This window comes from Agromyces sp. SYSU T00194, assembly GCF_040496035.1.
GTDB classification, from domain to species: Bacteria; Actinomycetota; Actinomycetes; order Actinomycetales; family Microbacteriaceae; genus Agromyces; species Agromyces chitinivorans.
In genome coordinates, this window is record NZ_JBEPJZ010000001.1 from 2,632,997 (window position 1) to 2,655,884 (window position 22,888).

25 protein-coding genes are annotated in these 22,888 nt (G+C 72.7%); 17 read left to right on the plus strand and 8 right to left on the minus strand.

Annotation, left to right across the window (positions count from 1 at the left end; genetic code table 11):
• The first annotated feature begins 5 nt into the window (after window positions 1-5).
• From ABZK10_RS12395 to ABZK10_RS12405, 3 genes are read left to right on the plus strand one after another with little or no spacing between them, the layout of a single operon-like run.
• Window positions 6-1,181, plus strand: coding sequence for an acyl-CoA dehydrogenase family protein (locus tag ABZK10_RS12395; protein ID WP_353809510.1), 1,176 nt, complete (start codon window positions 6-8; stop codon window positions 1,179-1,181).
• Between the two features lie 13 nt (window positions 1,182-1,194).
• Entirely contained in the window at window positions 1,195-1,722 is a 528-nt protein-coding gene (locus ABZK10_RS12400; protein ID WP_353809511.1) for a MaoC family dehydratase, read from the plus strand.
• Window positions 1,719-2,528, plus strand: a complete 810-nt coding sequence (locus ABZK10_RS12405; protein WP_353809512.1) for an HpcH/HpaI aldolase/citrate lyase family protein — start codon at window positions 1,719-1,721, stop codon at window positions 2,526-2,528. Before ABZK10_RS12400 ends, ABZK10_RS12405 begins: the two co-directional genes overlap by 4 nt.
• A 4-nt stretch (window positions 2,529-2,532) precedes the next feature.
• On the opposite strand, the gene ABZK10_RS12410 is transcribed toward ABZK10_RS12405, so the two are convergent.
• Genes ABZK10_RS12410 through ABZK10_RS12420 form a run of 3 tightly spaced genes read right to left on the minus strand, consistent with a single transcriptional unit; the run spans window position 2,533 to window position 5,017 of the window.
• Window positions 2,533-3,333 (minus strand): ABC transporter permease subunit, encoded by an 801-nt coding sequence (locus tag ABZK10_RS12410; protein ID WP_353809513.1) that lies wholly within the window; start codon window positions 3,331-3,333, stop codon window positions 2,533-2,535.
• A complete protein-coding gene (locus ABZK10_RS12415; RefSeq protein WP_353809514.1) occupies window positions 3,330-4,364 on the minus strand; it encodes an ABC transporter ATP-binding protein in 1,035 nt (344 codons plus the stop codon). The genes ABZK10_RS12410 and ABZK10_RS12415 overlap by 4 nt, the downstream gene beginning before the upstream one ends.
• Window positions 4,361-5,017: a TetR/AcrR family transcriptional regulator gene (locus ABZK10_RS12420; protein ID WP_353809515.1), complete on the minus strand. Its 657-nt coding sequence runs from the start codon at window positions 5,015-5,017 to the stop codon at window positions 4,361-4,363. Before ABZK10_RS12420 ends, ABZK10_RS12415 begins: the two co-directional genes overlap by 4 nt.
• 161 nt (window positions 5,018-5,178) lie before the next feature.
• On the opposite strand from ABZK10_RS12420, the gene ABZK10_RS12425 reads away from it, so the two are divergent.
• From ABZK10_RS12425 to ABZK10_RS12435, 3 genes are all read left to right on the plus strand, one after another.
• The gene (locus ABZK10_RS12425; protein WP_353809516.1) at window positions 5,179-6,339 is read left to right on the plus strand and encodes an aldo/keto reductase; all 1,161 of its coding nucleotides are present in this window, start codon (window positions 5,179-5,181) and stop codon (window positions 6,337-6,339) included.
• A gap of 69 nt (window positions 6,340-6,408) precedes the next feature.
• Window positions 6,409-7,830, plus strand: coding sequence for a M16 family metallopeptidase (locus tag ABZK10_RS12430; protein WP_353809517.1), 1,422 nt, complete (start codon window positions 6,409-6,411; stop codon window positions 7,828-7,830).
• Entirely contained in the window at window positions 7,827-8,429 is a 603-nt protein-coding gene (locus tag ABZK10_RS12435) for a histidine phosphatase family protein (protein WP_353809518.1), read from the plus strand. Before ABZK10_RS12430 ends, ABZK10_RS12435 begins: the two co-directional genes overlap by 4 nt.
• 134 nt (window positions 8,430-8,563) lie before the next feature.
• Here ABZK10_RS12435 and ABZK10_RS12440 read toward each other — a convergent pair whose 3' ends face one another.
• Window positions 8,564-9,037 carry a GNAT family N-acetyltransferase gene (locus ABZK10_RS12440; RefSeq protein WP_353809519.1) on the minus strand — a complete coding sequence of 158 codons (474 nt, stop codon included), beginning with the start codon at window positions 9,035-9,037 and terminating at the stop codon, window positions 8,564-8,566.
• Between the two features lie 61 nt (window positions 9,038-9,098).
• Between ABZK10_RS12440 and dapB the strand changes: the two genes are divergently transcribed.
• On the plus strand, window positions 9,099-9,848 hold the full coding sequence (dapB, locus tag ABZK10_RS12445) for a 4-hydroxy-tetrahydrodipicolinate reductase (RefSeq protein WP_353809520.1): 750 nt from the start codon (window positions 9,099-9,101) through the stop codon (window positions 9,846-9,848).
• Between the two features lie 35 nt (window positions 9,849-9,883).
• Window positions 9,884-10,300, plus strand: a complete 417-nt coding sequence (locus tag ABZK10_RS12450; protein ID WP_353809668.1) for a hypothetical protein — start codon at window positions 9,884-9,886, stop codon at window positions 10,298-10,300.
• Here ABZK10_RS12450 and ABZK10_RS12455 read toward each other — a convergent pair.
• The 4 genes from ABZK10_RS12455 to ABZK10_RS12470 all read right to left on the minus strand — a co-directional run bounded on the left by ABZK10_RS12455 (window position 10,269) and on the right by ABZK10_RS12470 (window position 12,587).
• Entirely contained in the window at window positions 10,269-11,180 is a 912-nt protein-coding gene (locus ABZK10_RS12455) for a TIGR01777 family oxidoreductase (protein WP_353809521.1), read from the minus strand. The genes ABZK10_RS12450 and ABZK10_RS12455 overlap by 32 nt on opposite strands.
• A gap of 3 nt (window positions 11,181-11,183) precedes the next feature.
• Window positions 11,184-11,612, minus strand: a complete 429-nt coding sequence (locus ABZK10_RS12460; RefSeq protein WP_353809522.1) for an OsmC family peroxiredoxin — start codon at window positions 11,610-11,612, stop codon at window positions 11,184-11,186.
• Between the two features lie 92 nt (window positions 11,613-11,704).
• Complete coding sequence (locus tag ABZK10_RS12465) at window positions 11,705-12,154, minus strand: DUF4395 domain-containing protein (RefSeq protein ID WP_353809523.1); 450 nt, start codon at window positions 12,152-12,154, stop codon at window positions 11,705-11,707.
• Window positions 12,144-12,587 carry a thioredoxin family protein gene (locus ABZK10_RS12470; RefSeq protein ID WP_353809524.1) on the minus strand — a complete coding sequence of 148 codons (444 nt, stop codon included), beginning with the start codon at window positions 12,585-12,587 and terminating at the stop codon, window positions 12,144-12,146. The genes ABZK10_RS12465 and ABZK10_RS12470 overlap by 11 nt, the downstream gene beginning before the upstream one ends.
• A 51-nt stretch (window positions 12,588-12,638) precedes the next feature.
• On the opposite strand from ABZK10_RS12470, the gene ABZK10_RS12475 reads away from it, so the two are divergent.
• The 9 genes from ABZK10_RS12475 to ABZK10_RS12515 all read left to right on the plus strand — a co-directional run bounded on the left by ABZK10_RS12475 (window position 12,639) and on the right by ABZK10_RS12515 (window position 22,811).
• Complete coding sequence (locus ABZK10_RS12475; protein ID WP_436408517.1) at window positions 12,639-13,505, plus strand: thymidylate synthase; 867 nt, start codon at window positions 12,639-12,641, stop codon at window positions 13,503-13,505.
• The gene (locus ABZK10_RS12480; protein ID WP_353809526.1) at window positions 13,502-14,191 is read left to right on the plus strand and encodes a dihydrofolate reductase; all 690 of its coding nucleotides are present in this window, start codon (window positions 13,502-13,504) and stop codon (window positions 14,189-14,191) included. Before ABZK10_RS12475 ends, ABZK10_RS12480 begins: the two co-directional genes overlap by 4 nt.
• A gap of 188 nt (window positions 14,192-14,379) precedes the next feature.
• On the plus strand, window positions 14,380-15,246 hold the full coding sequence (locus ABZK10_RS12485) for a DUF559 domain-containing protein (RefSeq protein ID WP_353809527.1): 867 nt from the start codon (window positions 14,380-14,382) through the stop codon (window positions 15,244-15,246).
• A gap of 133 nt (window positions 15,247-15,379) precedes the next feature.
• Complete coding sequence (dapA, locus tag ABZK10_RS12490; RefSeq protein WP_353809528.1) at window positions 15,380-16,357, plus strand: 4-hydroxy-tetrahydrodipicolinate synthase; 978 nt, start codon at window positions 15,380-15,382, stop codon at window positions 16,355-16,357.
• 141 nt (window positions 16,358-16,498) lie between these two features.
• Window positions 16,499-18,175 carry a ribonuclease J gene (locus ABZK10_RS12495; RefSeq protein WP_353809529.1) on the plus strand — a complete coding sequence of 559 codons (1,677 nt, stop codon included), beginning with the start codon at window positions 16,499-16,501 and terminating at the stop codon, window positions 18,173-18,175.
• Between the two features lie 121 nt (window positions 18,176-18,296).
• Window positions 18,297-18,791, plus strand: coding sequence for a GNAT family N-acetyltransferase (locus ABZK10_RS12500; protein WP_353809530.1), 495 nt, complete (start codon window positions 18,297-18,299; stop codon window positions 18,789-18,791).
• Between the two features lie 83 nt (window positions 18,792-18,874).
• A complete protein-coding gene (locus ABZK10_RS12505) occupies window positions 18,875-21,676 on the plus strand; it encodes an FtsK/SpoIIIE family DNA translocase (protein WP_353809531.1) in 2,802 nt (933 codons plus the stop codon).
• Between the two features lie 21 nt (window positions 21,677-21,697).
• Window positions 21,698-22,294, plus strand: a complete 597-nt coding sequence (gene pgsA / locus ABZK10_RS12510; protein ID WP_353809532.1) for a CDP-diacylglycerol--glycerol-3-phosphate 3-phosphatidyltransferase — start codon at window positions 21,698-21,700, stop codon at window positions 22,292-22,294.
• Window positions 22,287-22,811 carry a CinA family protein gene (locus ABZK10_RS12515; RefSeq protein ID WP_353809533.1) on the plus strand — a complete coding sequence of 175 codons (525 nt, stop codon included), beginning with the start codon at window positions 22,287-22,289 and terminating at the stop codon, window positions 22,809-22,811. Before pgsA ends, ABZK10_RS12515 begins: the two co-directional genes overlap by 8 nt.
• The last annotated feature ends 77 nt before the right edge of the window (window positions 22,812-22,888 follow it).

Consider the following 22,888-nt stretch of genomic DNA (forward strand, 5'->3'; position numbering starts at 1 on the left):
ACACCATGGACACGCTGGACACCCTGCTGAGCGCCGAGGAACGCGAGCTCTACGAGACCGTCAAGGAGTTCGCCGACACGGTCGTCGCGCCCGCCGCGTACCAGTACGACACCGAGCGGCGCCTGCCGATCGAGATCATCCGCCAGATGGGCGACCTGGGCCTGTTCGGCCTGCCATTCCCCGAGGAGGTCGGCGGCCGCGGCAAGGACTACGTGCAGCTCTGCCTCGCCGTCGAGGCGCTCGGGCGCGTCGACCAGTCGATCGGCGTGACCCTCGAGGCGGGGGTCGGGCTCGGCATCATGCCGATCTACCGCTACGGCACCGACGCGCAGCGGCAGGAGTGGCTGCCCGACCTCGTCACGGGCCGCGCGCTCGCCGGCTTCGGCCTCACCGAGGCACGGGCGGGTTCCGACGCGGGCGCCACCGAGACCACCGCACGCCTCGACGGCGACGAGTGGGTCATCGACGGCTCCAAGCAGTTCATCACCAACTCGGGCACGCCGATCACGAGCCTCGTGACGGTCACCGCCGTGACCGACCAGCAGACCCGCCCCGACGGCACCCTGAAGAAGGAGCTGTCGAGCATCATCGTGCCGAACGGCACGCCCGGCTTCACCGTCGGCGAGAGCTACGACAAGGTCGGCTGGCACACGAGCGACACGCATCCGCTCGCCTTCGACGGCGTGCGCGTGCCCGCGGGCAACCTGCTGGGCGAGCGCGGCCGCGGCTACGCCAACTTCCTGCAGTCGCTCGACGAGGGCCGCATCGCGTTCGCCGCGCTCGCGACCGGCGCCGCGCAGGGCTGCCTGGAGGAGGCCGTGCGCTACGCGAAGGAGCGCAACGTGTTCGGCACGAACATCGGCTCGCACCAGCACATCGCCTTCACGATCGCGAAGATGCAGGCCCGCGCGCAGCAGGCGCGGTTGTGCTGGCACGACGCGGCGCGCAAGATGGTCGCCGGAAAGCCCTTCAAGATGGAGGCGTCGATCGCGAAGATGGTGGCGGGGGATGCCGCGATGGAGAACGCGCGCGCGGCGACCCAGGTGTTCGGCGGCTACGGCTTCCTGAACGAGAACGCCGTGGCCCGCCACTACCGCGACTCGAAGATCCTCGAGATCGGCGAGGGCACCACCGAGGTGCAGCTCATGGTGATCTCGCGGGAGCTCGGCCTCGCGGCGTAGCAGGAGGAACGACATGCACGAGACGGATGCCGCGGGCGCGGCGCCGACCGACGGACCCGTGCGCGAGGTGGTGCAGCGCGGCCTCTGGTTCGAGGAGTTCGAGCCGGGCGTGCGCTACCTGCACCGCCCCGGGCGCACCGTGACCGAGGCCGACAACGTGCTGTTCTCGACCCTCACGATGAACCCGCAGGCGCTGCACCTCGACGCCGCCTGGTCGGCCCAGCAGCCGTTCGGGCAGCGGCTCATGAACTCGATGTTCACGCTCGCGACGCTCGTCGGGGCATCCGTCTCCCAGCTCACGCAGGGCACGATCGTCGCGAACCTCGGGTTCGCCGAGGTGTCGTTCCCCGCACCGCTGTTCCACGGCGACACGCTCTACAGCGAGACGACGGTCGCCGAGACGCGGCTGTCGGCCTCGCGCCCGGGGCAGGGGATCGTCACACTGGATCACGTCGGTCGCAACCAGCACGGCGACGTCGTCGCCCGCGCTCGCCGCAGCGTGCTCATGCAGTGCCGGCCGAACCAGGAGGCGCACGCATGACGTTCACGATGGGCCCGGCCCTGCTGTTCTGCCCGGCCGACCGGCCGGAGCGGTTCCGGAAGGCGGCCGACCGGGCCGACGCGGTCATCCTCGACCTGGAGGACGCGGTCGGGCCCGATGCGAAGGCGGATGCCCGTGCGGCCGTCGCGGAATCGGGGCTCGACGCCGACCGCACGATCGTGCGCATCAATCCGGCGGGCAGCCCCGACTTCGCCGCCGACCTCGCCGCGGTCGCCGCGGGCGGCTTCCACACCGTGATGCTCGCGAAGGCGAGCGGCACGGCCGACCTCGTGCCGCTGCGCGACTACCGCGTGGTGGCCCTGTGCGAGACGCCCGCCGGCGTGATCGCGGCGCCCGACATCGCATCGGTCGAGTGCGTCGTCGCGCTGATGTGGGGCGCGGAGGACCTGGTCGGCGCGCTCGGCGGCTCGTCGAGCCGCACACCCGACGGCGGCTACCGCGACGTCGCCCGGCACGCCCGCGCGAGCGTGCTGCTCGCGGCCGGCGCGCACGGCATCGCGGCGATCGACGCGGTGCACCTCGACATCGCCGACGAGGCGGGGCAGGCGGCCGAGGCGACGGATGCCGCGGCCAGCGGGTTCGCCGCGACGGCGTGCATCCACCCCGGCCAGGTCTCCGTGGTGCGCGAGGCGTACCGGCCCTCCGAGGAGGAGCTGGCGGCGGCGCGCGAGCTGCTGTCCGCGGCATCCGGTCGCGACGGCGTGTTCACCCACGACGGGCGCATGATCGACGCGCCCGTGCTGCGGCAGGCCGAACGGGTCGTCGCTCGCGCGGCCCGCCGCTGACGCGTCAGGTCGCGATGTCGCGGCGGCGGAACACGAGCCACCCCGCGACCAGCAGCAGCAGCGAGATGCCGTAGAGCAGGCCGAGGGCCATCCAGTCGGGGCCGACCGCGAGCGGGTTCTCGCTCCACGCCCACGAGTACGGCGAGATCTGGTGCAACCACTCGAGGTCCGCGCTCTGGTTGCCGACCGCGTTGAGCACGTACCCGACCACGGCGATGCCGGCGCCCGCGCCGATCGACCAGGTGCGGCTGCCGGTCATGGCGCCGACGCCGATGGCCGCCGACGCCGAGAGCATCGCGAGCCCGAGCAGCGTCGCCGTGCCGGCGACGATGTCCCACGGCTCGATCCCGAGTCCGACCGGGTCGTTCAGCGCGGCCACGACGCCGACGATCACGACCCCGATGATCGCGAGCTTCACGACGACGGCGGCGGTGCGCTCGGCGAGCACGCGCCCGCGGCTGACCGCATGTGCGAGGGTCAGCTCGAGCTGGCCGTTCTCCTCGTCGGACGCGATGACCGAGGTGCCCCACCCCACCGTCGCGATCGTGAGCAGCACGAACCCGATCAGGCCGAAGAACGTGCCCTGCGCGTAGCCGGCGCCCGTGCCGAGCTGGTCGTAGCCGAGCGACTTCACCAGTGCCTGCGGCATGGTGGCCATGATGTCCTCGAACTGGCCGTCCTGCGCGAACGACGAGTAGAGGGGCAGGTACAGCAGCAGGGCGGCGACCACGCCGACGATCCAGCCGATGAGGCCGCGCCAGGTGCCCGCGAAGACGCGGCGGAAGAGGGCGAGCGTGCCGTTCATCGGGCCCCCTCCTCGTCGGTCGCAACGGGGCCGGTCGGCACGGGGCCGGTCGACGCCGGGCCGGTCGGCACGGGGCCGGTCGCGGGGGCCGTGCCGTCGTCGGTGCCGTCGTAGTACCGCATGACCGACTCCTCGAGCTCGGGTTCCTCGATCGCCAGGTCGACGATGGGATGCTGCGCGAGCGCCTTCACGAAGTCGTCGACGTGCGCATCGATCGTCGCGGTGAACTCCGACTCGCCCTCGGACGGGCCGAGCGGCGACTGGCCGATCGCCGAGATTCCGGGGGAGGCGCTGAGCGTCGCCGCGAGCGCGCCCGCGTCCTCCTCGGCCACGACCACGCGCACGTGGCGCACGGCCGATTCACGCAGCTGCTTCACGGTGGCGACCGTCGCGATGCGCCCGTCGCGCAGGATCGCCACCTCGTCGGCGGCCTGCTGCACCTCGCTCAGTACGTGCGAGCTGAGGAACACGGTCTGCCCCGCGGCCTTGGCCTCGCGCACCATGGTGAGGAACTCCTGCTGCACGAGCGGGTCGAGTCCGCTGGTGGGCTCGTCGAGCACCAGCAGCTCGGGCTCGTGCATGAACGCCTGGATCAGCCCGACCTTCTGCTTGTTGCCCTTCGAGAGCTTCTTCACCGGGCGCGAGAGGTCCACGCCCAGCCGGTCGGCGAGCTGCTCGATGCGCGCGGGCGGCACGCCGCCCGAGATGCGGGCGTAGTGGCGCAGCAGGTCACGTCCGCTGCCGCGCCCGCCGAGGTGCAGTTCGCCGGGCAGGAAGCCGATGCGGCGGCGCAGCTTCGGGCCGCCGTGTCGCGGGTCGGCGCCGAGCACGCTCACCTCGCCCGCCGTGGGGTGGATGATGTCGAGCATCAGGCGCATCATCGTGGTCTTGCCGGCGCCGTTCGGCCCGATCACGCCGAACACGGAGCCCGTGGGCACCGCGAACTCGACGCGGTCGAGCGCGACGGTCGCCCCGTAGTGCTTGGTGAGGCCGCGCGAGTCGATCGCGGCGGTCGTCGTCGTGGGCGTCATGCCCCTCCTTCATCGGTGGGTGGTGCGGTCGCGGCCATCGCGTCTCGGGCGGCGGCGAGCATGTGGTCGTCGGCGTAGAGGCCGTGCGTGTACAGGTCGAGCATCGGCAGCGTCATCCGTCGCGCCGTGGCGGTCTCGTGCACGTCGGCGCCGAGCGTGCGGGCGACCTGCGACCGCAGCAGGAGCGGCGCGAGCGCCTGCATCGCGACGAGCAGTGCCCGCATCTCCGGGTCGTCGCTCGGCCGCATGGAGCCGTCCGCGACGCCCGCCGCGAGCATCTCGCCGGTCTCGTGCAGCAGCGCGTCGAAGACCCGGTTGCCCGCGTCCCCGCCCTCCTGCAGCATCATCGCGAGGTAGTCGACGTAGGGCCGGAACCGGTCGACGTCGGCGAGCCACTCGCGCATGGCGGCGCCCACCTGCGGCCCGCGGGCGCGGTCCTTCTCGTCGAAGACCGAGCCGATGAGGAACGTCTCGCACGCGGCTCGGAGCTCCTCCTTCGAGCCGAAGTGGTGCATCACGAGGGCGGGACTCACCCCGGCGGAGCGGGCGATGTCGCGGATGCTCGTGGCCGCGTACCCGCGCGAGCCGAAGAGCTCGATCGCGCGGTCGCGGATGCGCGCCGCGGTGGTGAGGTCGCCCGACGTTGAACGCATGTTCAGCATGCTAAACGATCGTTCAGTGGCGCCGCAAGGGGTCGCGAGGGTCACGCCGCATGAACACCAGCAAACGATTGGGTAACGGTTGCGCGAATCGGGCGCGTCCTCCGGCACGTCGCCGCATAGGGTCGAAGCCAATCCTGGGGAGGAGGATCACGATGACGGAAGTCGAGGCGAACGCGCTCGATGCGGCGGGGGGCCGCGCGGGCGACGAGACAGCGCCCGCAGAGCGTCCGCAGCCCGTGACCGAGCCGGTCGAGACGCAGCCCGTCGAGACGGCGGTGGCGGATGCCGTGTCGGATGCCGCGCACGCGCCTGCGCGCACCGAGGAGCGCCCCGATGAGGAGCGCGCCGACGGGCCGCACACGATCGAGACGCTGCACTCCGGCCCGATCGTCATGGCGCATCGCCGGACGATCCCCGGAACCGACCTCGAGGTGCACCCCGTGGGCCTCGGCACGACCGACTTCGGCTGGACGCTCGACGCCGCCGGCTCCGGGGCGGTACTCGACAAGTTCCTCTTCTCGGGCGGCAACCTGATCACGACCGTCGACAGCGACGCCGCAGGGCGGGCCGAGTTCCTCGTGGGCTCGTGGATGCGCGCCCGCGGGTGTCGCGACCAGGTCGTGCTCGCGTCCCGCATCGGCCGCCACCCCGACCACCCGGGGCTTACGCCCGAGCACGTCACCGCGGCCGTCGATGCGTCGCTGGCCCGGCTCGGCACCGACCGCATCGACCTGCTGTCGTTCGATGGCGACGACGAGACCGTCCCGCTCGAGGAGAGCCTCGGCGCGGTCGACGCGCTGATCCTCGCCGGCAAGGTCCGTGCGATCGGCGCGGTGGACTTCTCGGCCGACCGCCTGCTCGAGGCGCGCGTGCTCGCCGCCAACGGCCTGCCTCGGTTCGCGACGATCTCGACGCGCTACAACCTGCTCGACCGCAGCGGCTTCGAGGGATCCCTCGAACTCGTGGCGCGGGCGCAGGGGCTCGCGGTGCTGCCGTACACGTCGATCGCGAGCGGATTCCTCGCGGGCACGGTGCGCCGGCGGGGCGACATCCGTCGCGACGTGCGCGGCACGCGCGCCGGCGCCTACCTGACCCGCCGCGGCACGCGCGTGCTCGCGACGGTCGACCGCATCGCCGCCACGCACGGCGTGCGCCCCGCCGCGGTCGCGCTGGCGTGGCTGCTCTCGCGGCCGACGGTCGCGGCACCGGTGGTCGACGCGACCGCCCCGGAGCACGTGGACGACCTCATGGCGGCCGGCGCGCTGGAGCTCACCCGCGCCGACATCCTCGACCTCGACCGCATCAGCGCCTGACGCACGGATCGTCGCCGTTCGCTGTGGGCAGCGGCCGTCACGTCGCACGCCTGACGTAGGCTGGACGCGATGAACGGCGCCGTTGACCTCCAGCTGGACGCGCCCGAACTCACCCTCGATGCAGCCGGTGACGCGCGCGTCCGGCGCAGCGTGCTCCCGAGCGGCCTGCGCGTGCTGACCGAGGCGATGCCCGGCAGCCGCAGCGCCACGGTCGGCTTCTGGGTCGGCGTCGGCTCGCGCGACGAGCACGGCGACGACGATCCCGCCCTGCCCGGCACCTACGGTTCGACGCACTTCCTCGAGCACCTGCTCTTCAAGGGCACCGCCACGCGCACCGCGCTCGACATCGCGACCGCCTTCGACGCCGTCGGCGGCGAGCACAACGCGATGACGGCCAAGGAGTACACCTGCTACTACGCGCGGGTGCAGGACCGCGACCTCGACATGGCGGTCGACGTGCTCGCCGACATGCTCACCGCCTCGCGCATCGACCCCGACGAGTTCGAGAACGAGCGCGGGGTGATCCTCGAGGAGCTCGCCATGGCGGGCGACGACCCGGCGGATGCCGCGAGCGAGCGCTTCTTCGACGCGGTGTTCGGCGCGCATCCCCTCGGGCGCCCGATCGGCGGCACCCGGTACTCGATCGGGCGCGCGAGCCGCGATGCCGTCGTCACGCACTTCCGTGCGCGCTACCGCCCCAGCGAACTCGTCGTGACCGCGGCGGGCGCGGTCGACCACGAGGCGCTCGTCGCCCGCGTCACCGCAGCCCTCGCCGCGGGCGGGTGGGACCTCGAGACGCAGGCCCGGCCCGCGCCGCGCCGACTCGACACCGAGGCCGCGCTCGTGCGCGGTGCCGACGTCTCGGTCGAGGACCGCCCGATCGAGCAGGTGAACCTGCTGCTCGGCGTGCCCGGCCCCACGGCGACCGATCCGCGCCGTCCCACGCTCAACGTCCTCAATGCCATCTACGGCGGCGGCATGTCGTCGCGCCTGTTCCAGGAGGTGCGCGAGCGTCGGGGCCTGGCGTACGCCGTGCACTCGCTCGCCCCGGGGTACTCCGATGCGGGCGTGTTCGGGGCCTTCGCCGCGTGCCAGCCGGCGAACGCCGCGACCGTCGCCGAGCTCGTGGTCGCAGAACTCGGCCGCATCGCCGAGGAGGGCGTCTCGGCGGCCGACCTCGCCCGGGCCCGTGGCCAGCTGGGCGGCGGCGCGGCCCTCGCGCTCGAGGACTCCGACACCCGCATGAGCCGCCTCGGCCGCGCCGAGCTCACGCACGGCGAGTTCGTCGACCTCGACGAGGCGCTGCGCCGCATCGCGCGGGTGACCGCCGACGACGTGCGCACGCTCGCGGCCGACCTGCGCGACCGTCCCTGGTCGATCGCCGCCGTGGGCGCCGTCGACCCCGAATCGCTCCGCGGCATCGCCGACGGCATCCGCACCGCCACGACCGAATCCCCCCGCCCGCCCGCCCCGACCGAGGGAACCCCGTGACCCACTACCTCTACCTCGTCCGCCACGGAGAACAACTCGACGCCGAGCACGGGCTGCCCGACGGCCCGCTGTCGCCCCGCGGTCGCAGGCAGGCGCAGTTGCTGGCCGAGCGCCTCGGCGGCATCCCCTTCGACGCGTCCTGGCATTCGCCGCTCGAGCGCGCGGCGGAGACGGCCGAGATCCTCTCCGAGCGCATGCCCGCGCTCACGTCCGAGCCGTCGCCGCTGCTGTTCGACTGCGTGCCGTCGGGGCCGGCCGAGGAGATGCCCTCGTTCTACGAGCCGTTCTTCGGCTCGGTCACCGAAGCCGAGATCGAGGCCGGCCGCGCGCAGATGGCCGACGCGGCCGGGGAGTTCCTCCGCGCGCACCGCGGCGACCGCCACGACCTGCTGATCACGCACAACTTCGTGATCGGCTGGTTCGTGCGGGAGGTGCTCGAGGCGCCCGAGTGGCGCTGGGTCACCGTGAACCAGGCCAACTGCGGCCTCACCGTGCTCGTGCAGAAGCCTCGCCGCCCGTGGAGCCTCCTCGTGCACAACGACCTCGCGCACCTGCCGCCCGAGCTGCGCACGGGCCTGCCCGAGCCCTGGGCGATCTGAGCGGAGCCGCGTCCCGCGTCCTCGGTGCGAATCGGAGGAGATTCGGGCGGATGCCCCGGGCTGACGCGGCGCGCCGTCGCATCCGTCCTCCATTCGGCCCCATCGACGAGCGCGCCCGCACCCGCTCGCCGGGCTCAGGGCCGCCGGGCGAACCAGTGGGTCGCGTTCGGGTTGTCGTTGTACGGCCGCGTCTCGACGTAGCCGAGCGACCGGTACAGCGAGCCGGCCGCCTCGAGGCTCGCGTTGGTGTCGAGCACGAGCTCCTCGGCGCCGAGCTCCACGGCGCGGCGCTCCAGCTCGACGAGGAGTGCGCGACCGCGTCCGCCGCCCCGCGCGGACGGCGCGACCCACAGGTGCTTGACCTCGTACCGCACGAGCCCCTCGTCGCCGGGGTCGATGCGCCGCACCCCGCCGCATCCGATGTCGGCACCGTCGTCCTGCAGCACCAGGAACACCCCCGCAGGCGGGGTGAACGGCGCGTCGGCCGGGTACGTCGGCGCGTAGGCGCCCTGTGCGGGCGGGAAGCTCGCGGTGCGCTCGGCGAAGTACGCGTCGAGCAGGCGCACGGCCGCGGGGTCGGTGGGCGGGGTGGCAACGTACTGGTCCATCGGGCCCAGCCTACGGCCGGCGGTGCCGCGACTCGCAGGAGCCGATTGCTAGGGTGAGTGCGTGACGAGTCGGGTGGCGGTCGTGGGTGCGACGGGCAGGATGGGCCGGCTGGCCCTCGGCCTCATCGAGCAGGCGGAGGACCTGGAGCTCCATGCGGGGCTCGACTCGTCGAGCAGCCTCGACGAGATCGACGGCGCCGACATCGTCTTCGACGTCACCCGTCCCGGCGTGACCGAGCGCGTCGTCGACGCCGCGATCTCGCACCGCATCCCCGCGGTCGTCGGCACGTCCGGCTGGTCGGGCGAGCGCATCGACCACGTGCGCGGACGGGTCGCCGGGGAGGACGAGGATGCTCCGGGCATCCTGTTCGTGCCGAACTTCTCGCTCGGCAGCGTGCTCGCCTCGCGGTTCGCGGCCATCGCCGCCCCCTACTTCGACTCGATCGAGATCATCGAGGCGCACCACGCCGGCAAGGTCGACTCGCCGTCCGGCACCGCGGTGCGCACGGCCGAGCTCATCGCCGACGCGCACCTCGCCGGGCGGCCCGTGTCGGCGCCGCACTCCGACCAGCGCGCCCGGGGCCAGCTCGTGGCGGGCGTGCCCGTGCACAGCCTGCGCATGGACGGCGTGCTCGCCAAGCAGGACGTGATCCTCGGTGCGACGGGGGAGACGCTCACGCTCACGCACTCGACGCAGAGCCCGTCGTCGTACGAGGCGGGCATCCTGCTCGCACTGCGCGCCGCGCCGGAATCGCGCGGCGTCGCCGTCGGCCTCGAGACGCTGCTCGACCTCGGGTTCCCCACCGCGTGAGCGCCACGCAGGCGGCGCGCATCGGCGCCATCGTCATGGCCGTGCTGCTCGCGGGCTACATCGGGCTCGTGGGCTGGCGCGCGGTGCTCTTCCTCGGCTCCGGCGAACCCGTGGGCATCGGCATCGGGCTGGCGCTCATCATCCTGCCGGTCATCGCCGCGTGGGCGCTCTGGCGCGAGCTCGCGTTCGGCGTGCGCTCGGAGCGCCTGGTCGACCGGCTCGACGCCGAGGACGGGCTGCCCGAGTTCCCGGCGCAGCCGAGCGGGCGGCCCGACCGCGCGCAGGCGGCCGCGGCATTCGACGCGTTCCGCGCGGAGGCCGAGGCGGCGCCCGACTCGTGGCGCGCCTGGCTGCGGCTCGGCATCGCGTACGACGCCGCGGGCGACCGCCGCCGGGCGCGCGCCGCGGTGCGGCGCGCGATCACGCTCGAACGCGCGCGGCCTCCCCGCTGAGCATCGCGTCGATCGCCTGCTCGGCGGTCGGATGCGCGAAGCGGAACCCGTCGTCGACGAGCCGCGCCGGAATCACTTTCGCGCTCGCCAGCAGCAACTCGTCGGCGGCCTGCCCGAGCATCGCGTGGAGCGCCGGTTCCGGCACCGTGAAGGCGTAGGGCCGTCGCATCCGATCGGCCAGCGCGTGCGCGACGCGATCGTAGGTCGCGGGCGTCGGCCCGGCGAGGTTCACCGGTCCCGACAGCTGCGAGTCGACCAGCAGGTGCCGGATGGCCCGCACCTCGTCGACCAGGCTGATCCACGGCCAGTGCTGCCCGCCCGTGCCGAGCCGCGTGCCGAGCCCGAGGCGGGTGAGCAGCGAGAGGCGCTGCATGGCGCCGCCGTCGCCGACGACGATGCCCGTGCGGAACATGACGGTGCGCGTCTGCTCGGGGGCGAGGCGCGCGGTGTCCTCCCAGCGGGTCACGACGCTGGGCAGGAACCCCTCGCCGGGCTCGGCGTCCTCGGTGAGCGCCTCCGCGGGCCGGTCGCCGTAGACGCCCGACGCGGAGGCGTTCAGGAAGACGCTCGGCGGCGTGCGTGCCTGTCGCATGGCGTCGGTGAGCGTGCGGGTGGCGTTGACCCGCGAGGTGAGGATCTCGCGCCGGTACGCCGGCGTCCACGGCAGCCGCGCGAGGTTGGCCCCGGAGAAGGCGACGACCGCGTCGACGCGGTCCATGACCGTGAAGTCGATGATGCCCGAGCCGGGCGACCAGCTGAGCTCGTCCTCGGCGCGCGGGGTGCGGCGCACGAGGCGCACGACCTCGTGGCCGTCCTCCCGCAGGAGGGGGACGAGGGTGGAACCGATGAAGCCGGATGCCCCGGCGATGAGCACGCGCACGGCTCAGGCGAGTTCGGCCTCGATCGTGATGGGGATGCCCGCGAGCGCCTGCGAGATCGGGCAGTTCGCCTTGGCGTCCTCCGCGAACGCCTCGAACTCCTCCTCGCTCAGCCCCGGGACCCGCGCGCTCACGAGCAGGTGGCTGCCGAGCACGCCGCGCCCGGCCTCGAAGGTGACCGCGGCGGTGGTCTGGATGCTCTCGGGCGTGTGGCCGGCCTGTGCCAGCGCGTGCGACAGTGCCATCGAGAAGCAGGACGAGTGCGCCGCGCCGAGCAGTTCCTCGGGGTTGGTGGTGTCGCGCACCCCCGCCGAGCGCGCCGCCCAGTTCACGGGGAACGTCGCCGAGTCGGTGGAGTCGAGGTGCACGCTGCCGGAACCCTCGATGAGGCTGCCCTTCCAGACGGTGGTGGCCTCGCTCGTCACTGCTGCCATGGTGTGTCTCCTCCTCGTCGCGGTGGCCTCAGCCTAGCCGCGGGCGTCCCGGCTGTGGAGGGGGTGGCGCGTCCCGGCCGGTCGCCGGCGCGTCAGGAGGTGCGGACGATGCGCGCGCGCACCAGCAGCGCGTAGAGGCGGCAGCCGAGGCAGACGTCGAACGCCGCGTTCAGGAAGGCCGCGAAGAACGCGATCGCCGCCGAGATCCACACCGCTCCGTCGACGCCGAGCAGCGCGAGCAGCAGGCCGGCCGCGGTGACGGCGAAGCCCACGCCCTGCGCGAAGGTCGGGGGGCGCGGGTCCTCCAGCTCCGACGGGGGAGCGAGGCGCGGGCGCACGAAGGTCTTGAAGATGAGGCCCCAGGGGTGGCGGCGGATGCCCGCGAAGGCGCCCCACGCGAACAACGCCACGAGCGCGGCGAGCAGCAGCAGCGCGGCGAGCCCCGCTCCCGCGAGGTCGAGCACGATCACGACCAGCAGCAGCACCGAGGTGATGGCGGCGCCGAAGCGCGGCCCGCGGGGGTCGATCTGGTCACGCGACACGGAGGTTCCTCGGGTGCTCGGGGGTCGGGGGGAGTGCTGCGGAGACGTCGGCACGTCGCGGGGCGCCGGAGAAGCGGCGCAGCGCGTGGCCGTCCGAGCCGAGCACGACGACGGTCGGCGTCTGGGTGACGCGGAACCGCGCGGCGAGTTCGGGGTGCGCCGCGACGTCGAGCTCGACGTGGGCGAGCTCGTGGTCGTCGCCGGCGATCTCGCCGAGGGCCCGCGCCGTGCCCGGGCAGCGCGCGCAGTACTCGGACGAGAACTGGAGCAGCGTGGCGCGGACGGGCAGCGCGTCGAGGGCGAGCTCGGAGGCATCCGCCCACTCGCCCTTGGCGTCGGACGCCCGCCCCTCGCGCCGCTTGAGGGCGATGCCGGCGATCGACGCGACGGCGACGAGCGCCGCGGCGATGCCGAATGCGAGCAGGAGGTCCATGCACCCGAATGTAGCGGGGTGCGCCTGAACGACACCCGAGTGTGACGGACGATGACGCGCCGCATCCGCCCCCTCGTCGTCGGGCCGGGGCGGGGCTACCATCGGGGCGTGGCCGCAGTCATCCAGACCCCGTACGAAGACCTGCTGCGCGAGGTGCTCGCCGGCGGCACGCCGAAGTCCGACCGCACCGGCACCGGCACGCGCAGCGTGTTCGGCCGCCAGCTGCGCTTCGACCTCGCCGAGGGCTTCCCGCTCATCACCACCAAGCGCGTGCACTTCAAGTCGGTCGCGTACGAGCTGCTCTGGTTCCTGCGCGGCGACTCGAACGTGCGCTGGCTGCAGGAGCACGGCGTCACGATCTGGGACGAGTGGGCGGATGCCTCGGGCGACCTCGGCCCCGTCTACGGCGTGCAGTGGCGGTCGTGGCCGACCCCGTCGGGCGCGCACATCGACCAGCTCGCGCAGGTCATCGAGCAGATCCGCATCTCGCCCGACTCGCGCCGCCTCGTCGTCTCGGCGTGGAACCCGGCCGACATCCCCGACATGGCGCTCGCGCCCTGCCACGCGCTGTTCCAGTTCTACGTCGCCGACGGCAAGCTGTCGTGCCAGCTCTACCAGCGCAGCGCCGACCTCTTCCTCGGCGTGCCGTTCAACATCGCCTCGTACGCGCTGCTCACCCACCTCGTCGCCGCGCAGACCGGCCTCGGCGTGGGCGACTTCGTCTGGACCGGCGGCGACTGCCACATCTACGACAACCACGTCGAGCAGGTGAGCGAGCAGCTCACGCGCGACCCGTACCCGTACCCGACGCTGCGCATCACCGCCGACCGCCCGTCGATCTCGGACTACGAGTTCGAGGACCTCGAGGTGCGCGACTACGTCCACCATCCCGCGATCCGCGCCGCGGTCGCGGTATGACGGTTGCCCCTGAGCCCGCGCCCGCGCGTGCGCGTGCGCTGCCGCCAATCGGCCTGATCTGGGCCGAGGCCCGCGGCGGCGTGATCGGCCGCGACGGCGTCATGCCGTGGCACCTCCCCGAGGACCTCGCGCACTTCCGCGACGTCACCCGCGGCGCCCCGGTGATCATGGGCCGCCGCACCTGGGAGTCGCTGCCCCCGAGGTTCCGCCCGCTCCCCGGGCGCCGCAACATCGTCGTCTCCCGCGACCCGGCCGCCGCCTTCGACGGCGCCGAGCACGCCGCATCCGTGCCCGCCGCCCTCGCCCTCGCCGCTGCGCCTGCGCTCGACCCTGCCGCTGCGCCTGCGCTCGACCCTGCCGCTGCGCCTGCGCTCGACCCCGCCGCTGCGCCTGCGCTCGACCCCGCCGCAGCGCCCGCTCCCACTGCCACCGAGCCCCCCGCGCCAGCGGCCGGCTCGTCCGCACCGCCGTCCCGCATCTGGGTCATCGGCGGCGCCGAGCTCTACCGCCAGACCATCGAGGTCGCCGACCGCCTCGAGGTCACGCGCATCGACGCGGCCGTCGACGGCGACACGCACGCCCCGCCCATCGGCCCGCACTGGCGCCCGGAGGCATCCGACCCGCCCTCGGGGTGGCACGCGGCCGCCTCCGGCCTCCGCTACCGCTTCGACACCCTCACCCGCTGACCGGCGGCCGCCGCGCATGGCGGATCGAAGGACGAGTTCGCCGACACGCCGTTACGCGCGTCACCGTTCCCGCGTTTCTCCTCCGTTCCGCCATCGGCCCGTCCTCCACAACCGGTCGTGCCGCGTGCAGCAGCGCGGACCGGCCGCCGAGCCCGCTCGCGTCATGTCAGCGCGCCACGCTGCTGGGCGTGATCGCACCTCACCTCGTACAGCGCACCTGCCGCGACCTCGGCGGGGTGGCGGGCACCGCCGAACTCGCGGCCGCGGGCGTCGATCGTCATGCGCTGGCCCGGGCCGTCGCCGACGGCGCGGTCGTCCGGCTCCGTTCCGCGGTCTACGGCGTGCCCGACCTCGAACCCGACGTCGCGGCGGCCGTGCGCCACGGCGGCGCGCTCGGATGCCTCTCGGCCGCCCGGTCCATCGGGCTCTGGGTGCTGTGCGACGACGACCGGCTCCACGTCTCGATGCCGCCGAACGGTCACTCGCGCACGCATCCGGACTGCGCATGCGTCCTGCACTGGACGGGTGGCCGCCGACCGGTCGCGTCGATCGTCGAAGTCCTCCACCAGGTGCTCGCATGCGCCGGTCCGGAGGAGTTCTTCGTGTGCCTGGAGTCGGCACGGCGGTTGAGGAAGATCGACGCGGCCGGCGTCGCGAGCCTGCGCGACCGCGTACCCTCCTGGGCCCGACCGCTGGTCGACGACGCCCGATCCGACGCCGACAGCGGCCTCGAGTCCGTCCTGCGCTACCGGCTCCGACCGTACCGGCTGCGGATCCGGTCGCAGGTCGACATCCCCACCGTCGGGCGAGTGGACTTCGTCGTCGGCGACCGGCTGATCCTCGAGGCCGACGGGCGCGACAACCACGACGGCGCGTCGCACCGCCATCGCGACCTCGTGCGCGACGCGGCCGCGGCGGCACTCGGGTTCGACACGTTGCGGTTCGACTACGCGCAGATCGTGCACGACTGGCCATCGGTTCGTGGAGCCATCCTCGCCAAGATCGACGCAGGGCTGCACCTGCGCGGTACCGATCGGAGGGGAAACCGCCGCTGAGGGCGCCGGGCCCCGGCGTGTCGGGCGATTCCTCCTCCATTCGGCCCGTGAGTCGAGGTCGGCCGCCGACGGCACGCTGCGGCGCGACGGCGCGGCACGCGCCGCAGGCCGCGGGAGCGATAGCCTGTAGTCCGTGACTTCCCCGGACAACCCCTTCGGACAGGTGCTCGTCGCACTCGTCACGCCGATGACGGCGGACGGCGAGGTCGACTGGCCCGCGGTGGAGCGGCACATGGACCACGTCATCGCCGAAGGCGCCGACGGGATCGTCGTGACCGGCACCACCGGCGAGACCTCGACCCTCACCGACCCGGAGAAGATCCGCCTCGTCGAGGTCGGCAAGGACGTCGCGGCGGGGCGCGCGAAGATCATCACGGGCGGCGGCTCGAACGAGACCGCGCACGCGATCGAGCTCTACCAGAAGAGCGAGCAGGCCGGCGCCGACGGCATCATGATCGTCACGCCGTACTACAACAAGCCGACCCAGGCGGGCATCCTCACCCACTTCCGCATGGTGGCGGATGCCACGGACCTGCCCGTGATCCTCTACGACATCCCCGGCCGCACCGGCGTGCCGATCAAGTACGAGACGATCCTGCGCGTCGCCAAGCACCCGAACATCCTCGCGATCAAGGACGCCAAGGGCGACTTCTCCGAGGTGAGCCGCGTGCTCAACCAGACCGACCTCATGTACTTCTCGGGCGACGACGCGAACGTGCTGCCGCACCTGTCGATCGGGGCGACCGGCCTCATCGGCGTGACCGCGAACATCGTCCCCGCCCCGTACCGCACGATCGTCGACGCCGTGAACGCGGGCGACCTGAAGACCGCGACCGCCGCGCACCGGCAGCTCGAGCCGCTCGTGCGCGCCGTCATGACGCATGTGCCGGGCACGGTCGCGGCCAAGTACATCCTGCACGGGCTCGGCCGCATCGGCAGCCCGCGCGTCAGACTTCCCCTCGTGGGGCCCGAGGAGTGGGAGGCGGCGCTGATCGAGGACGAGATCGACCTCGTGCACGGCCTCCCGGGTGTCGACTTCCGGCACTTCCGCCCCGACCGCAATGCCGCCGCCGGCGGCGCCCTGCCGAAGATCGCAGGCACCACCCGGTGACGGATGCCCCTGCCGGGGCGTCCGCACACAACCGAACATCGTGACGAGTGCCGCCATGGCATCCGCCACGTCCATGAGCGAGGCGAGACGGATGCCCCGAGCGGCACGCGGCTCGTCGGAGCACTGACCACAGGAGGCCCCATGCAGGGCGAGATCGTCGAACCCGCACCCCTCGAGCCCGGCACGCTGCGCGTGACCCCCGTCGGAGGACTCGGCGAGGTGGGTCGCAACATGACCACCTTCGAGATCGACGGCAAGATCCTCATCGTCGACTGCGGGGTGCTGTTCCCCGAGGAGCACCAGCCCGGGGTCGACCTGATCCTGCCCGACTTCGCGCCCGTGCGCGACCGCCTCGACGACGTGGTGGGCGTCGTGCTCACGCACGGCCACGAGGACCACATCGGCGCCGTGCCGTACCTGCTGAAGCTGCGCGCCGACATCCCGCTGATCGGCTCGGGCCTGACGCTCGCGCTGGTCGAGGCGAAGCTCAAGGAGCACCGCATCCAGCCCTACAGCCTCACGGTGCGCGAGGGGCAGCGCGAGTCGCTCGGGCCGTTCGACCTCGAGTTCATCGCGGTGAACCACTCGATCCCCGACGCGCTGGCGGTGGCGATCACGACGAGCGCCGGGAAGGTGCTCGCGACCGGCGACTTCAAGATGGACCAGCTGCCGCTCGACGGCCGCCTCACCGACCTGCGCGAGTTCGCACGCCTCGGCACCGAGGGCGTCGACCTGTTCCTCGTCGACTCGACGAACGCCGACGTGCCGGGCTTCACGCCGCTCGAGCGCTCGATCGGCCCCGTGCTCGACCAGGTCATCTCGCGCGCCGAGCGACGCGTCATCGTGGCGAGCTTCTCGAGCCACGTGCACCGCGTGCAGCAGGTGCTCGACGCCGCGCACGCGAACGGCCGTCGGGTGGCGCTGCTCGGCCGCTCGATGGTGCGCAACATGACGATCGCCGCCGACCTGGGCTACCTGAACGTGCCCGAGGGCGTGCTCGTCGACTACAAGAAGTCGGGCGACATCCCCGACGACAAGATCGTCTACATGTCGACCGGTTCGCAGGGCGAGCCGATGGCGGTGCTCAGCCGCATGGCGAACCTCGACCACCAGATCGAGGTGGGGGAGGGCGACACGGTGATCCTCGCCTCGAGCCTCATCCCGGGCAACGAGAACGCCGTGTACCGCGTGATCGACGGCCTCACGAAGCTCGGCGCGAACGTCGTGCACAAGGCCAACGCGAAGGTGCACGTGTCGGGCCACGCCGCCGCGGGCGAACTGCTCTACTGCTACAACATCCTGAAGCCGAGGAACGTGCTGCCGATCCACGGCGAGTACCGGCACCTCGCGGCGAACGCGGCCCTCGCGATCGACACGGGCGTGCCGCCGCAGAACGTGTTCCTCGGCGAGGACGGCAGCGTCTTCGACCTGAAGGACGGCAGGGTGCGCCGGGCGGGCCAGCTCGACCTGGGCTTCGTCTACGTCGACGGTTCGACGGTGGGCGAGATCACCGACGCCGACCTGAAGGACCGCCGCATCCTCGGCGAGGAGGGCTTCATCTCGGTGATCGTCGTGGTCGACGCCGCCACGGGCCGCGTCATCAGCGGCCCGGAGATCCACGCGCGCGGCTTCGCCGAGGACGACAAGGTGTTCGACGACGTGAAGCCGAAGATCGAGAAGGCACTGGCGGATGCGGCGCACAACGGCGTCCGCGACAGCCACGCGCTCCAGCAGGTCGTGCGTCGCACGGTGGGGGCGTGGGTGAGCCGCAAGCTGCGCCGTCGCCCGATGCTCGTGCCCCTCGTCATCGAGGCCTGAGACCGATCGGATGCGACGGGGCGACGTGCGCCCCGTCGCATCCGCTCGCCATCGCCTCGCCCCCGGGCGCCGTACAGCGGGCGGAAACCGCCGCGAAACACCCCGGGCGTAGCATCCGTGCATGGCGGCAGCGTTCTCCCTGCGCCCGGCGGTTCCGGCCGACGGGCCCTTCCTCGCCGAGATGGTGGTCGAGGCGGCGAACTGGCACGCGGCGCGCGCCCGTCCGAAGGTCTCCGTGCTGAGTGACCCGGCGCACGTGCACTACGTCTCGGGCTGGATGCGCCCGGGCGACGTCGGGGTGGTCGCCGAGGACGACGAGGGCGAGGCGATCGGCGCCGCCTGGTACCGCATCTTCACGAAGGACGACGCGGCGCACGGCTACGTGGCGACCGGCGTGCCCGAGCTCATCATCGGCGTGCGCCCGCTGTGGCGCGGCATGGGGGTCGGCCGCGCGCTCATGCGCGAGCTGGTGCGCCTCGCGGGCGCCTCGGGGTACGCCCGGCTGGCGCTGAGCGTCGAGCGCGGCAACTTCGCCGAGTCGCTGTACCGCAGCGAGGGGTTCCGGGTCGCGGAGGAGCGTCCGACCCGCGTGACCATGATCCGCCGCCTCGCCTGAGCCCCGGCGCGTCCGCTCGCCGATCGCGAACACTCGCGCCCGCTTCGCGCGCGAAGTCGGATGCCGCCCCTAACGTGGAGTCCATGGCCACGAGCACCAAGTCGACGAGTCGCGCCTCCGGGCGGTCCGGCCGTGGCGGCTCGTCGTCGCGGGGAACGACGAAGACCACTGCGAAGCCCGCAGCGAAGCAGGCCCCGGCGCGCAACAAGCCCGCCGGGAAGGCCTCGACGCGCGATCCGAACCGCGATCCGCTGCTCGTCCGCGCCTGGATGGGCATGGCCCACGTGGCGGGCGGCGCGGCGCGCGCCCTCGGCCCGGAGACGCTCGCGAAGGAGGACCGCCGCGACGGCCTGCCGTTCTTCCTCGTGCTGCTGGCGATCGCCGGCGCCGTCGTCGAGTGGTTCCTCATCAACGAGCCCGTCGCACAGGCCATCGACGCGTGGACGTTCGGCGGCCTGCTCGGCCGCGTGGCGTTCGCCCTGCCGGTGATCCTGCTGGTCTTCGCGATCTGGTTGTTCCGGCACCCGAGCTCGGTGCACGACAACACGCGCATCGGCATCGGGCTGTGGCTGCTGCTCATCAGCGTCTCGGCGCTCTGCCACGTCTTCGGCGGCCAGCCCGACCCGAGCGAGGGCATGGAGGTGCTCGCCACGGCGGGCGGCATCCTCGGCTGGATGCTCGCGCAGCCGCTCATCCTGCTGACCACCGACATCGGCGCGACCGCGATCGTGATCGTGCTCCTGCTGCTCTCGGTGCTGATCATCACGAAGACCCCGCCGAACCGCATCGGTTCGCGACTGGGGGAGCTGTACCGCTGGCTGTTCGGTGCGACCATCGACGAGTCCGAGGCCTCGGATGCCCCGGCGAAGCCGAAGCGCGGCCGCAAGACCGCCCAGGTCGAGCTCGACGGCGTCGACGACGAGGACGAGCCGTCGTCGCCGGGCGTGCTGCCGTGGTGGCGCCGCAACGCGTCGAACCGCGAGGAGGACCCGGCGTTCGATTCAGGCGGCGACGGGCTGACCGAGGTGTTCGGCGATGGCACCTCGGAGGGCGGGTTCGAGTCGGCGATCGAGACGCCGCCGGCCCCCGACTACGGCGCGCAGGTCGAGGGCGACCTGCAGCGGGCCGAGTCCGCGCTGCAGCAGTTCGGCGGCGGTGCCCCCGCGACCGGCCTGCAGGCCGACGGCGCGACCGAGGTGCTGCCGGGCTTCGGCGGTGCGGGCGGTGACGCGTCGGGCTTCGACCCCGAGGCGCTGCCCGCTGCGAGCGAGCCCGAGGCGCAGCATCCGTACCACCTGCCCGCGGCCTCGACCCTCGCCGCCGGGGCGCCCGCGAAGTCGCGCTCGGCGGCGAACGACGAGGTCGTGCGTGCGATCACCCACGTGCTCGACCAGTTCGGCGTCGATGCGAAGGTCACCGGCTTCTCGCGCGGCCCGACCGTGACCCAGTACGAGATCGAGCTGGGGCCGGGCGTGAAGGTCGAGCGGGTCACCGCGCTGTCGAAGAACCTCTCGTACGCGGTCGCGTCGAACGAGGTGCGCATCCTCTCGCCGATCCCGGGCAAGAGCGCGATCGGCGTCGAGATCCCGAACTCCGACCGCGAGATCGTCACCCTGGGCGACGTGCTGCGCTCGTCCACCGCGTCGGGCAGCACGCATCCGATGACCATCGGCGTCGGCAAGGACGTCGGCGGCGGCTACGTGGTCGCGAACCTCGCGAAGATGCCCCACCTGCTGGTCGCCGGCTCCACCGGCTCGGGCAAGTCGAGCTTCGTGAACTCGATGATCACGAGCCTGCTGATGCGTGCCAAGCCCGCCGACGTGCGCATGGTGCTGATCGACCCGAAGCGCGTCGAGCTCGCCCCGTACGCCGGGGTGCCGCACCTGATCACGCCCATCATCACGAACCCGAAGAAGGCGGCCGAGGCGCTGCAGTGGGTCGTGAAGGAGATGGACATGCGGTACGACGACCTCGCGTCGTTCGGGTTCCGCCACATCGACGACTTCAACAAGGCCGTGGTCAACGACGAGATCGTGCTGCCCGAGGGCTCCCAGCGCAGCCTGAAGCCGTACCCGTACCTGCTGGTCGTCGTCGACGAGCTCGCCGACCTCATGATGGTCGCCCCGCGCGACGTCGAGGACTCCATCGTGCGCATCACGCAGCTCGCGCGCGCGTCGGGCATCCACCTGGTGCTCGCGACGCAGCGGCCCTCGGTCGATGTCGTGACCGGCCTCATCAAGGCGAACGTGCCGTCGCGGCTCGCGTTCGCGGTGACCAGCGTCACCGACTCCCGGGTCATCCTCGACCAGCCGGGGGCCGACAAGCTGATCGGCCAGGGCGACGGCCTGTTCCTGCCGATGGGCGCGTCGAAGTCGATCCGCGTGCAGGGCGCGTGGGTCAGCGAGTCCGAGATCGAGAAGGTCGTCAAGCACGTCACCCGGCAGGCCAGGCCCGAGTACCGCAAGGACGTCGAGGCGGTCGTCGAGAAGAAGGAGATCGACTCCGACATCGGCGACGACCTCGAGGTGCTGCTCGCGGCCGCGGAGCTCGTCGTCTCGACGCAGTTCGGCTCGACGTCGATGCTGCAGCGCAAGCTCCGCGTCGGGTTCGCCAAGGCCGGGCGCCTGATGGACCTGCTGGAGTCGCGAGAGATCGTCGGCCCCTCCGAGGGCTCGAAGGCGCGCGACGTGCTCGTCACGGCCGAGCAGCTGCCCGGCGTGCTCGCCAGGCTGCGCGGCGACGAGCCGGCCGAGCATCGCCCCGCGGCATCCGCCGCCCCCGCGGAGCCGTACGACGGCGACCCGGTCGCGGCCATGTCGGCCGGGCGCGAGGAGGTCGACGCCGGTTCGGACGAGGACGCCTGGGGACTCACCGGGCGTGACTGAGCCGACCGGTATCCTTGCCGCATGAGCGACGCCGACAGCCCGACCCGATCGGCGAACTGGAACCTCCCGAACGCCATCACGGCGGTGCGCATCCTGATGGCGCCGTTCTTCTTCTGGATGCTGCTCGCCGACGGCGGCGACGACGGCCCGCTGCGCTGGATCGCGGCCGTGGTGTTCATCGTGGCGATCTCGACCGACGGCCTCGACGGCCACATCGCACGCAGCCGCGGGCTCGTGACCGACCTGGGCAAGATCCTCGACCCGATCGCCGACAAGCTGCTGACGAGCGGTGCGCTGGTCTGCCTGTCGATCCTCGGGGAGCTGTGGTGGTGGGTCACCATCGTGATCGTCGTCCGCGAGGTGGGCATCACGGTGTGGCGGTTCGTCGAGCTCCGACGCGGCAACGTCGTGCCGGCCTCGAGCGGGGGGAAGCTGAAGACGGTCGTGCAGGCGGTCGCGATCTCGCTTGCGCTCACGCCCACGTGGCTCATCGTCGGCGACTGGGTGCTCTGGCTGAACTGGTTCGCCATGGGGGTCGCGCTGGTGCTCACGGTGTGGTCGGGTGCGGTCTACCTCGTCGATGCCGTGCGGCTGCGGCGCACCGGGGCGGATGCCTGAGGACGCGACGCCCGCGGGCGCGACGACGTCGGACGCCCGGACGCTCGTGGGCGAGCTCGCCGCCCGCGGCATGACGATCGCGGTGGCCGAGTCGCTCACCGGCGGGCTGCTGGCGTCGCGCATCGTCGACGTCCCCGGGGCATCCGCCGTCTTCACCGGAGGGATCGTGGCGTACGCGACCCAGCTGAAGCACGACCTGCTGGGCGTGGACGCGGGGCTGCTCGCCGAGCGCGGCCCGGTCGATCCCGACGTCGCACGACAGCTCGCCGAGGGCGTCCGACGCGCGTGCGCGGTGGGCGGTGCGCCGGCCGACCTCGGGATCGCCACGACCGGGGTGGCCGGTCCCGACCCGCAGGCGGGGAAACGCGCCGGCACCGTGTTCGTCGGCGTCGCGTCGGCGCGCGGCGCACGCGCGCTCGAGCTCGCGCTGCCGGGGGAGCGGGCCGCGATCCGCGCCGCGACGGTGGACGCGGCGATCGCCGCTGCGCTCGACGAGGTGCGGAATATCCGGCGTTAACACGCCGTTACATGTACGGCATTCACACGCAAAGCCCAGTGTGCGACGCTAAAGTCGTAGGACGGGAACCAGACGCT